At 41.1% G+C, this 12107-nt stretch carries 11 protein-coding genes and 1 other RNA gene; 5 read left to right on the top strand and 7 right to left on the bottom strand.

Annotated features, from left to right (window positions below):
* Position 1: 1 nt before the first annotated feature.
* From CTN07_RS10780 to grpE, 5 genes are all read right to left on the bottom strand, one after another.
* On the bottom strand, positions 2-478 hold the full coding sequence (locus CTN07_RS10780; protein ID WP_050787771.1) for a polysaccharide biosynthesis/export family protein: 477 nt from the start codon (positions 476-478) through the stop codon (positions 2-4).
* A gap of 88 nt (positions 479-566) precedes the next feature.
* Positions 567-1901, bottom strand: a complete 1335-nt coding sequence (locus CTN07_RS10775) for an outer membrane beta-barrel protein (protein WP_036764352.1) — start codon at positions 1899-1901, stop codon at positions 567-569.
* A 562-nt stretch (positions 1902-2463) separates the two neighbouring features.
* Positions 2464-3603, bottom strand: coding sequence for a molecular chaperone DnaJ (dnaJ, locus tag CTN07_RS10770; RefSeq protein WP_005300956.1), 1140 nt, complete (start codon positions 3601-3603; stop codon positions 2464-2466).
* Between the two features lie 96 nt (positions 3604-3699).
* Positions 3700-5616, bottom strand: a complete 1917-nt coding sequence (dnaK, locus tag CTN07_RS10765; RefSeq protein WP_005300958.1) for a molecular chaperone DnaK — start codon at positions 5614-5616, stop codon at positions 3700-3702.
* A 214-nt stretch (positions 5617-5830) separates the two neighbouring features.
* A complete protein-coding gene (gene grpE, locus CTN07_RS10760) occupies positions 5831-6451 on the bottom strand; it encodes a nucleotide exchange factor GrpE (protein WP_005300962.1) in 621 nt (206 codons plus the stop codon).
* A gap of 219 nt (positions 6452-6670) precedes the next feature.
* On the opposite strand from grpE, the gene nadK reads away from it, so the two are divergent.
* The 3 genes from nadK to bamE all read left to right on the top strand — a co-directional run bounded on the left by nadK (position 6671) and on the right by bamE (position 10024).
* Positions 6671-7552 carry an NAD(+) kinase gene (gene nadK, locus CTN07_RS10750; protein ID WP_005300967.1) on the top strand — a complete coding sequence of 294 codons (882 nt, stop codon included), beginning with the start codon at positions 6671-6673 and terminating at the stop codon, positions 7550-7552.
* Between the two features lie 192 nt (positions 7553-7744).
* On the top strand, positions 7745-9412 hold the full coding sequence (gene recN, locus CTN07_RS10745) for a DNA repair protein RecN (protein WP_005300970.1): 1668 nt from the start codon (positions 7745-7747) through the stop codon (positions 9410-9412).
* A 255-nt stretch (positions 9413-9667) separates the two neighbouring features.
* On the top strand, positions 9668-10024 hold the full coding sequence (gene bamE, locus CTN07_RS10740) for an outer membrane protein assembly factor BamE (protein ID WP_036765125.1): 357 nt from the start codon (positions 9668-9670) through the stop codon (positions 10022-10024).
* A gap of 105 nt (positions 10025-10129) precedes the next feature.
* Here the strand turns inward: bamE and CTN07_RS10735 are convergent, their stop codons facing one another.
* Both CTN07_RS10735 and CTN07_RS10730 read right to left on the bottom strand, forming a co-directional pair.
* The gene (locus CTN07_RS10735) at positions 10130-10426 is read right to left on the bottom strand and encodes an RnfH family protein (RefSeq protein ID WP_036764354.1); all 297 of its coding nucleotides are present in this window, start codon (positions 10424-10426) and stop codon (positions 10130-10132) included.
* Positions 10416-10850 carry an SRPBCC family protein gene (locus CTN07_RS10730; RefSeq protein WP_036764355.1) on the bottom strand — a complete coding sequence of 145 codons (435 nt, stop codon included), beginning with the start codon at positions 10848-10850 and terminating at the stop codon, positions 10416-10418. Before CTN07_RS10730 ends, CTN07_RS10735 begins: the two co-directional genes overlap by 11 nt.
* A 193-nt stretch (positions 10851-11043) precedes the next feature.
* Between CTN07_RS10730 and smpB the strand changes: the two genes are divergently transcribed.
* Complete coding sequence (gene smpB / locus CTN07_RS10725) at positions 11044-11526, top strand: SsrA-binding protein SmpB (RefSeq protein ID WP_005300982.1); 483 nt, start codon at positions 11044-11046, stop codon at positions 11524-11526.
* A gap of 122 nt (positions 11527-11648) precedes the next feature.
* Positions 11649-12018, top strand: a transfer-messenger RNA (tmRNA) gene (gene ssrA, locus CTN07_RS10720).
* Positions 12019-12107 lie beyond the last annotated feature (89 nt).

Genomic DNA, 12107 nt, shown 5'->3' with positions numbered 1-12107 from the left:
ATTAGAAAAAACTTTGATCAATGATAACCGTATCACCAGGGTTAACCGTTTGAGTTGGTAATACGTCCTCTAAAAGCTGGCCATTTTTGAGACGAATACTAACATCATCACGATCTGCCCTATCGGTAAAACCTCCAGCAATAGCAATAGCCTGCTCCAGAGTTAATCCCGGATGATACTCAAAATTCCCTGGAGATTTCACTTCGCCAGATACATAAAAATCTCGAAAACTACGCATAGTGACAGTAACCATTGGATTTTTTATATAACCATTTTTTAACCGATTTTGAATCTCAACAGATACCTGATCTAATGTTTTACCGATTAATTGCAATTCACCAATAAGTGGGTACATAACTTTACCGCTGCTATCTACGATAAAATTCATTGATAAATTTTCTTCGTTATATACAAGGATTTGAATATGATCGCCGGCACCAAGTAAATACTGATTTTTTGGTGCTGTTGATTCAGCCATTACGCTCATACTAGAGATACAACTGATCACATATACAAATATAAATATAAATATAAATATAAATATAAATACTATTAATTTTTTCATATTAAATCGCCACTTTTATCGATAATCCAAACTGATTTTTCTCATAACCTAAATTCCTACCATATAAATTTGGACCAGATATCACATTTATATATAACGGATCAGAATTTAAACTAGAATTATATACTGAGTAGTTATATTCAAAATTAAATTCAACTCGAGGTCTAAATACATAAGTGACATTTAATCGCAAGTAATCATAATCATCATTCCTATCGCGAATATGATATTTATCATCTATATGGGTATAAGATAGTTGAGTAGATACATTACCCAAGAATTCATGGTTCCAAGAAATACTATTTATATATGACTGAATATAATCACCTGTATTATCAGGCTCCTTTACTTCGCTAGCAGATTTTAAAACGATTGCTGAATAATTAACTGGTTGCCATTTATACATAACACTCCAATTAATACTTGAAGTGTCAGTAGTATTCATATACTTCTGGACATTCGTTATCGATGCTTCAATTTTTGATTTACCCGTAATTTGACTAATATAAGACACCCCAGCAAGTAGCTCTTCATTATCGCGGGTACTATCTAAGTATTCGTACTGCCTGTACATTAAAATGTAATCAAAACGTGTTTTATGAGTATAAGAATGTCTAAAGATTAAAGACATTTCACTTTCAGTCAGATTCTCATTCTCTAAATATGTTTGAAATGTACTACTATAACTATTTAATACATCATAACGTAGTCGTTTTTGACCTACAGAAAAATCAATTCTTCCCTTTGCGTCTTTCGCTCCATAACTATATTTAATTGCAAAATCCGTATCTTTCTTTTCTATAGGCTTTGTTATTTGAAAATTATCAAAGGATGCAACATCTTCTGCAGGAGAGTTATCATCAAAATAAAATCCGTTAGTTACCCCAGTACCTAAGGCTTCATGCCCTAAGCCATAGTTTGCTGTTAATTCTAGATGATGACGTAAACCCATCTCCCATTTAAAGATTCCGTTAAAGTTATGGTCGCTATAGTTCTGGTCGCTACTTCCTTGATAACTAGTCACATCATTCGTATATTTACGATAATCACCTGAATAATAGAGACCAAAATCCTTAGTGTAACGATGACCTGTTATAGAGAATGCAGGCTTAATCGTATAGTAATTTGAACCAACAATATGATCACTGTTTTGATTAAATACATTGTCATCATAGCCATAATCACTCGATACTGATGAGGAAAACTCAAGCCCTAACAAGGGATCTATATGCTTAGATTCTTGAAAAGTAATGTTTGCACTTGCATTGATTGCGTAAGTCGCACTAAGACAACTTAATAATAACAAGTGAATTTTATTGCTCTTAAACCGAAGCATAATTATTGTCTGACACCCTCTCTGATAAACAGTGTTTGACCTACGAACCATATAGCATAACAAAGCCACTAATATTGATGATTATAATGAAAACATCACACCACACTGTCAATTTTTTGTCACGATATGCATTTCATAGATTTACTTTTACTTCATGCTATTGATTTTAAATAATAACTTAAGAACAAATTAAGCTTTTAAAACTAATAATAAATCGATCAGTAATTATCAAACAGCTCTCACATTCAATATCCGAATAAATAAAGATCGAAGCATTCATGAATTTATATACAAACAACTATCATTGTTAGCACAAATAAAATATCAGTCATAAATATCTGTTCAAAATCATCTAGTAGCTCTAAATTTTCAATCGTTGCCTATTTGTCTCCAAGTAACTTCAACAATAAGAACAAGTTGAGAAAGACTTCCAATCGTTTCCCTAAAGCCGACACCTTGACGTTACTTAAGCATATTGTTGAAATAATAAATTCTATTGCAAAAAAAAGCCGATGCTCTCAACAAGCATCGGCTTTAAAAAAATAACGTCTAAACGCAGTGATTAGTTCGTTAGATCATCAAAGAACTTCTTCACACCGTTAAAGAAACCTTCGGATTTTGGCTTGTGCTTACTTGCCGCTTTACCATCAAATGTTTCTTCTAACTCTTTCAGTAATTCTTTCTGACGAGAGCTTAAGTTAACAGGCGTTTCAACAACCAGTTTACAGATAAGATCGCCCATAGCACCGCCGCGAACAGACTTCACGCCTTTACCACGCATACGGAACATACGGCCAGTTTGCGTTTCAGAAGGTACTTTTAGATTAACACGACCATCTAGCGTTGGAACCTCAACTTCACCGCCCAGAGCTGCCATTGTAAAGCTTACTGGTACTTCGCAGTATAAGTTGCTGCCATCACGTTCGAAAATATGGTGAGGTAATACATGAACCTGTACATATAGATCACCTGCTGGTGCACCCATTTCTCCAGCTTCACCTTCGCCAGCAAGACGAATGCGATCACCGGTATCCACACCTGCAGGAATTTTAACAGATAAGGTCTTTGTCTCTTCAACTCGGCCTTCGCCATGACACTTACCGCAAGGATCGGTGATGATCTTACCGCGGCCATGACAGTGAGGACAGGTTTGTTGAACAGCAAAGAAGCCTTGACGCATCTGAACTTGACCAACACCATGACAGGTTGAACACGTTGACGCTGTAGAGCCCTCTTTAGCACCTGAGCCATGACAAGTATCACACGCTACTAAAGTAGGAACTTTGATTTCTTTTGAACAACCACGAACGGCTTCTTCCAAGCTCAGTTCTAGGGTATAACGCAAATCTGCACCACGTTGAGCACGTTGCTGTTGACGACGACCGCCACCACCAAAGATATCACCGAATACATCGCCGAAGATATCACTAAAGTCAGCACCGCCACCACCGAAGCCGCCGCCACCCATACCACCTTGTTCAAAAGCAGCATGGCCGTATTGATCATAAGCAGCACGTTTTTGGCTATCGGTTAGAATTTCATAAGCGCTTTTAACTTCTTTGAACTTCTCAGCAGCTTGCTCGTCACCCTGATTACGGTCAGGGTGAAACTTCATTGCTAGACGTTTATACGCTTTCTTAATATCACGCTCGCTGGCATCACGCGCAACACCAAGCACTTCATACAAATCACGTTTAGACATAATTTTTAGGTCACCTGTTATATAGATACGGGCGTAAGAGTAAACCCCAACGCCCGTATCGCCATAAGACTATGAATTAATTATTAATTACAAATCTTATTTTTTGTCGTCTTTAACTTCTTCAAACTCAGCATCAACAACGTTATCGTCTTGCTGTTGAGCTTGTTGCTCGCCTGCGCCAGCTTGCTGTGCTTGAGCTTGCTGCTGAGCGATTTCCATTAGTTTTTGAGACGCTGCGATCAGTGCTTGAACTTTCGCATCAATCGCTTCTTTATCTTCGCCTTTACGCGCTTCTTCTAGTTCAGAAACAGCAGCTTCGATTTTCGCTTTCTCATCAGCAGGAAGTGCATCACCAGCTTCTTCGATTTGCTTACGAGTACCGTGAACTAGTTGGTCAGCTTGGTTGCGAGCCGCTACAAGATCTTCGAACTTCTTGTCCGCTTCTTTGTTTGCTTCCGCTTCCTGAACCATTTTCTCGATTTCTTCATCGCTTAGACCACCAGACGCTTGGATAGTGATCTTCTGTTCTTTACCTGTGTTCTTGTCTTTTGCAGAAACGTTTAGGATACCATCTGCATCAAGGTCGAAAGTTACTTCGATTTGAGGCATACCGCGAGGTGCAGCTTGGATACCTTCTAGGTTGAACTGACCAAGAGACTTGTTGTAGCCAGCTTGCTTACGCTCACCCTGTAGTACGTGGATAGTTACCGCGTTTTGGTTGTCTTCTGCAGTTGAGAATACTTGGCTAGCCTTAGTTGGGATAGTTGTGTTCTTCTCGATTAGCTTAGTCATTACGCCACCCATGGTTTCGATACCAAGAGATAGTGGAGTAACGTCTAGAAGTAGAACGTCTTTCACGTCACCTGCAAGAACACCACCCTGAATCGCAGCACCAACAGCAACTGCTTCATCTGGGTTAACGTCTTTACGAGCTTCTTTACCAAAGAATTCAGCAACTTTAGCTTGAACTAGAGGCATACGAGTCTGACCACCAACTAGGATAACATCATTGATATCACCTACAGATAGGTCAGCATCAGCTAGAGCAACTTTTAGCGGCTCAAGAGAGCGTTGTACTAGATCTTCAACTAGAGACTCAAGTTTTGCACGAGTCACTTTGATGTTCATGTGCTTAGGACCAGTCGCATCAGCTGTGATGTATGGTAGGTTTACATCAGTTTGCTGTGCAGAAGATAGCTCGATCTTCGCTTTTTCTGCTGCTTCTTTTAGACGCTGCATTGCTAGCGGATCGTTCTTAAGGTCGATGCCTTGCTCTTTCTTAAACTCGTCTACTAAGTAGTTGATCATACGAGTATCGAAATCTTCACCACCTAAGTGAGTATCACCGTTAGTTGCTAGAACTTCGAAAGTTTTCTCGCCTTCAACTTCATCAATTTCGATGATTGAGATATCGAATGTACCACCACCAAGGTCGTAAACTGCGATAGTGCGGTCGCCGCCTTTCTTATCAAGACCGTAAGCAAGTGCTGCTGCTGTTGGTTCGTTGATGATACGTTTAACATCTAGACCTGCGATACGGCCAGCATCTTTAGTTGCTTGACGCTGTGCATCGTTGAAGTATGCAGGAACTGTGATAACTGCACCAGTTACTTCCTCGCCAAGGAAATCTTCTGCAGTTTTCTTCATTTTCTTAAGAACTTCAGCAGATACCTGAGGAGCAGCCATTTTCTGACCTTTCGCTTCTACCCATGCATCGCCGTTGTCAGCCTTAACAATTTTGTAAGGCATGATTGAAATATCACGCTGTACTTCTTCGTCTTCAAAACGACGACCGATTAGACGCTTAATCGCGAACAGTGTGTTTTCAGGGTTTGTTACCGCCTGACGCTTAGCAGGCTGACCTACTAGAATCTCACCATCTTGAGCGTAAGCGATTACAGATGCTGTTGTGCGCTCGCCTTCAGCATTTTCAATTACACGTGGTTTGTCACCATCAAGTACTGCTACACAAGAGTTAGTTGTACCCAAGTCAATACCAATGATTTTACCCATCAGGCTCTCTCCGAATTCGTTAGTTTCTAGCGTGCTTCTCACCATATTATGAAAAGCAGCGTTGAGGGGAACTTCCCCTGACAATCATTTAATGTCGTATGACTACTAAATAAGGTCGGCAAATTGCTTTTCAAGGGAGAATTCAAAAAAAATTTCAAAATAATTAAAAAAACCCACCGAAGCGGGCTTTTTTAGTCACTTAAATGAATAACACTTAAGCTTGAGTATCAATATTACCTGCAGGCGCTTTTGATACCATAACCATAGCTGGACGAATCACACGACCGTTTAGCTCGTAGCCTTTCTGCATAACAAACATAACAGAGTTAGGCGCGTGGTCTGCACTTTCTTGGATAGACATCGCTTGGTGGAACTCAGGATTGAATGCTTCACCCATTGGGTTGATCTGAGTTAGACCAAACTTAGCCACTGTGTCTGTCATTGTTTTCAGTGTTAGTTCAACACCTTCTAGCATTGGCTTAATCGCTTCATCTGACTTATCAGCCATTTCGATAGCACGCTCTAGGTTATCGATAACAGGCAGTAGCTCTTCAGAAAACTTGTTCAACGCAAACTTACGTGCTTTATCAATTTCTTGTTCTGCACGGCGACGAACGTTTTCACCTTCAGCCATTGCACGTAGTGCTGAATCTTTTGCTTCATTTGCTTTTGCTTCTGATGCAAGTAGTGCCGCTTCTAGCTCTGCAATACGTGCTTCATATAATTCTTCTGCAGTCATTTCTACAGCTTCTTGCTCAGCAGATTCAGTTTCCACAGTCTCAACATTGTCTTGTTGTAGCTGCTCGTCCTGTACTTTTTTCTCTTCGTTATTCATGCTTACGCTTCTCCGCCAAGATAAATTAAGTTCGTTTACTGTGAGTGGTGCCCAGAAAAAAGCATCACAAAAATTACAGTCTTGTGCCATATTATGGGGACGATCTTTTATGATTCAACCTTATATTCTTAAGTTACTTAAAGATATAAAACACAAAATAGGACAAGTTTTCAGTTGTAGCGCTATACTGGCGTTACTTTCGTCTGTCGGATCAATGACATGAAGCGTATTTTTGACACCATCGCCCTTATTGGCAAGCCTCGCAATCCAGAGGCATTACAAACTCATCTTAACCTCTATAGCTGGCTCACCGAGCAAGGTTACAATGTGTTGGTCGATCAGAGGTTAACCGGTGATTTAGACATTCCGGCCGATTGCTTTTGCGATCTGCTCACCATCGGCGATCTGGCTAATCTAGCGATCGTTATTGGTGGTGATGGCAATATGCTAGGGGCTGCTAGAGTGTTATCGCGCTTTGATATCTCGGTCATTGGTGTTAATCGTGGCAATTTGGGATTTTTAACCGATCTCGACCCTGATGAATTCCAACAACAATTGGGCGCAGTATTAGCCGGTGAATTTGTTACTGAACACCGCTTCTTACTGGAGGCTGAAGTTCATCGCCACGGCCAAATTAAAAGTCGCAATGCCGCGCTAAATGAAGCGGTTCTTCACCCAGATAAAATTGCGCACATGATTGAGTTTGAGGTTTACATCGATGAACGATTTGCGTTTTCTCAGCGTTCAGATGGCTTAATTATCGCAACCCCAACAGGCTCAACGGCTTATTCGCTATCTGGTGGTGGGCCAATTTTATCACCGAGCCTCAATGCGATTACCTTAGTGCCGATGTTCCCTCATACCCTTTCGTGCCGACCAATTGTTGTCGATGGTAATCATCGTATTAAATTGATGGTTTCACCTGAAAATGGCAGCACATTAGAAGTCAGTTGTGATGGTCAGGTATCTCTTCCAGTTAGCCCAGGTGATGAGATTCATATCTACCAAAGCCCAGAACAGTTACAGCTCATTCATCCAAAAAGCTACAGCTATTACAATGTTCTGCGCAGTAAATTAGGATGGTCTAGCAAGTTATTTTGATTAAATAGCTAACAGCCAGATGAAAAGCCAACCAATGTGTTGGCTTTTTTTATGTCATTTTTTTGTCTTGATATCAGAAACTTATTCAAAATCAAAAAATATCACTAAAAATAGAGAACAGGACTTTACTGGGTATAATTACAGTATATACTGTATGAAAAAACAGGTGTTGATTTAAACAGGTGAACACAAATGCTCTCGCACATGACAATCTCAAACTTCGCTATTGTCAAAACCCTCGAATTTGAACTGAAATCAGGAATGACCACCATTACCGGTGAAACAGGTGCAGGTAAATCGATCGCTATCGATGCACTCGGTTTATGTTTAGGCGACCGTGCTGAAGCCTCTATGGTTCGCCCTAATGAAGATAAAGCCGATATCTCTGCGACATTTTCATTAAATAATAATCAGTCTGCTCGTCGCTGGTTAGAAGATAATGAGCTTATTGATGGCGAAGAGTGTATCTTGCGCCGAGTGATCACCAAAGAAGGTCGTTCTCGCGGTTTTATCAATGGCAGCCCTGTTCCTGTCTCGATGCAAAAATCGCTCGGGCAACTGCTTATTAATATTCACGGCCAGCATGCGCATCAGCAACTAATGCGCCCTGAATATCAACAACAGATGCTTGATCAATATGCAGGTCATCATCTATTAATGGAACACACTCGTGAAGCGTATCAACGTTGGCGTCAAGCTCATAACGAATTAAAGCGTCTAACTCAGAGCCGTGAAGAAAACGAAGCTCAAAAGCAGTTGATCCAGTATCAAGTCAAAGAGTTAGACGAACTGAGTTTAGGTGAAGATGAATTTGATGAGATCGAAGAAGAGCACAAACGCTTATCAAACAGCGGAGAGCTTGCAGTATCGAGTCAAACTGCTCTATCTATGCTTTATGACAACGATGACGGTAATGCACTACAAATGCTGCAAATGGCCAGTCAGCAAGTGTGCAATCTAGGTGAATTTGATAGCAGTTTAAGTGCGATCCCTCAAATGCTAGAAGATGCCATCATTCAAGTTCAAGAAGCGAGCCAAGAGCTACGCTGCTATCTTGATAACTTAGATATGGATCCGCACCGCCTAATCTATTTAGAAGAGCGTCTAGCTAAGATCATGTCATTAGCGCGCAAACACTATGTGATGCCAAATGAGTTGTACCAGAAACATCAAGATCTTCTTAAAGAGCTAGAAAATCTCGATTGCAGTGACGAACGTTTAGATGAAATGGCGCAAAACGTAGAATTATTGCGTCAAGAATGTTTAGCCGCAGCAGAAAAACTCAGTAAGAGTCGTGAACGCTATGCAAAAGAGCTAAGTTGTAAGATATCAGAAAGCATGCACCAACTGAGCATGGAAAACGGTCAATTCTGTATTGATATCCAAGCCGATCCAGAACGCATGTTAAGTCCATTAGGGTTTGATAATATTACCTTTTTGGTTTCAACAAACCCAGGACAACCCTTACAACCATTAGGCAAAGTAGCATCGGGTGGTGAACTGTCCCGTATCTCGCTTGCTATTCAGGTGATTACCGCGCAAAAAGTGGAAACACCAAGCCTTATTTTCGATGAAGTTGATGTGGGTATCAGTGGCCCAACAGCGGCCATCGTGGGCAAAATGCTGCGCAAGCTAGGTGAATCGACACAAGTTATGTGTGTTACGCACTTACCGCAAGTTGCCGGCTGTGGTCATCAGCAGATGTTTGTTGCAAAGAAAAGCTCTGAAGGTCAAACAGAAACAAACATGCGCCCATTAACCGTTGATGAGCGTGTTGCAGAACTGGCGCGTCTATTAGGTGGCAGTGAAATTACTGAGCGCACCTTAGCCAATGCCAAAGAACTGCTGGTTGCCGCTTAATGTAACTACTTAGCTAGACAATAATTTTTACTTCTTCCCTCACAATCACGCTCAAAATTCGGAAAAGTGGTAGTGAGGTGAAGAAGTTTTCCTATCCCTTTGCGGCGAAGTCAAATAAACTTAGCCTTTGATGCAACTATTCACCTTGTGATTGGTCGAATATCAAACTTCAAACACTTTTTTATTCACCGCTTTTTACTTCTGCCTTTACCTTGTTTATCATCGCAGCAGTTAAAACTAAAAAGCCAGGATGCTATGAATTGGAAAAACGTTGTCGCGTTAACCTTAGCGTTAAGCGTACTAAGTGGCTGTTCAGTCCTAAACCGTTTGGTTTACCAAATTACTATTGATCAGGGTAACTACGTAGAACAGAAAAACGTTGATGCTCTTCGTATGGGTATGACGCAAGAACAAGTTCAATATGTACTTGGAACCCCAATGCTAGTTGATCCTAGCTATCCAAAGACATGGAACTACATTTTCTACGTCAAACCGGGCCACGAAAAACCTGAACAAAAAAATCTATTCCTAAACTTTGATGATCAGGGTCGCTTAGTCAGCATGTCGGGAGACTTTAAACAAGGTCCTAACTTCACGACACCAATGAACTAAATAAAATTTGGTTCGAGTTAACTAAGCTCAATAGCCAAACAACAAAAAGCTCGCCTAACATAACATTAGGCGAGCTTTTTTATTGAAATCGACCAAGAGCTCAAACTAAGCTTTTGCTTGCTCTAAACGCTTACGGCGGATTTCACGAGGATCTGCTGTGATGGGACGGTAAATCTCAATTCGATCGCCATCATAAACCGTAGAATCTAACCGTACATTACGGCTATAAACGCCTACTTTATTCTTTTTCAAATCGATATCTGGGTACTGAGTTAAAATACCCGATTGCTCGATAATCTCCTGAACAGGGGTATTCGGTTGGACCGCCAATTTCAGTACTTTTTGCTCTTGAGGTAGCGCATACACCACCTCAACATGAATTAATCTTTCTTCAGAAGCCATAAATTTCTTTTGCGCGAGAGGTAAACGCACCCATCATATTATTGGTTAAATCGCGGAAAACTTTACCAAATGCGGCGTCCATCAAACCATTGGCAAACTCAAAATCGAGATTCAGTTCCACCTTACATGCAGAAGCATCCAGCTCGGTAAACGTCCAGCCACCAACTAACTTTTTAAAGGGGCCATCAACCAGCTGCATCTCGATAGCTCTTGCCTCAACCAACTGGTTTCGAGTGACAAACGTCTTCCTAATGCCTGCTTTAGATACATCTACCGCAGCCATCATATATTGCTCAGAGCTTTCAATGATCTTGGTTCCTGCACACCCAGGTAAAAACGCAGGATACGAGGCAACATCATTAACCAGTTCAAACATTTGCTGAGCACTAAAAGGAACCAGTGCAGAGCGACTAATTTGCGGCATAGCTTCTCCTTCATAGAAATCTTTCTCACCTATCAAGAACTTAACGCTGGTAAATCAAGCACTAGGATATGTGATAGAGCAATGATACCATTATCTGGCAATCAGCGAAAATAAAGCACAATAATGCGTGCTGATTGAATTCGACCAAACACATCGATGTTTTGGGACTGCAACAGAGACTTAAGAGGTCAACATGGCTAAAAAACCAAATAAAAAGCCAGGTAGTAATACCATCGCTAAAAATAAATCAGCTCGTTTTGAATTTGCGATTACTGACGAATACGAAGCGGGTATTTCACTTCAAGGTTGGGAAGTAAAAGCGATTCGTGACGGTAAAGTAAACATGACAGAGAGTTACGTTTATCTGCGTAACGGTGAAGTGTTTATTTCTGGCCTAACTATCACCCCACTGCAAGCTGCATCAACGCACGTGGTTGCCGATCCAACGCGTATTCGTAAACTGCTGTTAAACCGCCGTGAAATCGACAAACTAACAGGCGCAGTAAACCGTGATGGTGAAACAATTGTGGCGCTGAATATGTACTGGAAAGCCTCATTTGTTAAAGTGAAAATCGGTACTGCTCGTGGTAAAAAACTTCATGATAAGCGTGCCGATACTAAAGCGCGTGACTGGCAGCGTGATAAGGCTCGTATCATGAAAGGTAGCCTACGTTAAGTTCGCGTTAATTAACGTCTATTTTCGAAAATCAAGTGGTGGATAATCATCCAAACAGGCGGTAGCGTAGCATTAAGTTGTTGACGCTACCGAATTATCTGCTACCATCGAAAACATATTCAGGGGCTGATTTAGGATTCGACAGGATCACGACGGCTCGTGGAGCATGCCGAGGTGCGGTTGGCCTCGTAAAAAAGCCGCAAAAAAATAGTCGCAAACGACGAAAACTACGCACTAGCAGCTTAATAACCTGCTCAGAGCCTGCTATCCCTAGCTTCAGCTTGTAAGACGGGGAATCAATAGCAGTCAAACCCAAACAAGATAGCGAGGGAATCTTTGACTAGAGAGATGAACCGCGAAATAGAATTCTGGTATGTCTTTGCATGGCGTGTCTGTCCGCAGTGCACTGACGAGATTAAAGACTGACTAAGCATGTAGCGCCATTAGTTAGACTGGTTTTGGACGCGGGTTCAACTCCCGCCAGCTCCACCAAATTCGTATACGAAGACGTCCTAGGACGTCCAGAGAGCCCACTAAGACATTGTTTTAGTGGGCTTTCTTGTATCTATAGTATCCATTAC

Source organism: Photobacterium damselae (genome assembly GCF_003026815.1).
Classification (GTDB): Bacteria; Pseudomonadota; Gammaproteobacteria; order Enterobacterales; family Vibrionaceae; genus Photobacterium; species Photobacterium damselae.
Note: the sequence above shows the minus strand (reverse complement) of the source record. Positions and strands in the feature narration are given on the sequence as shown.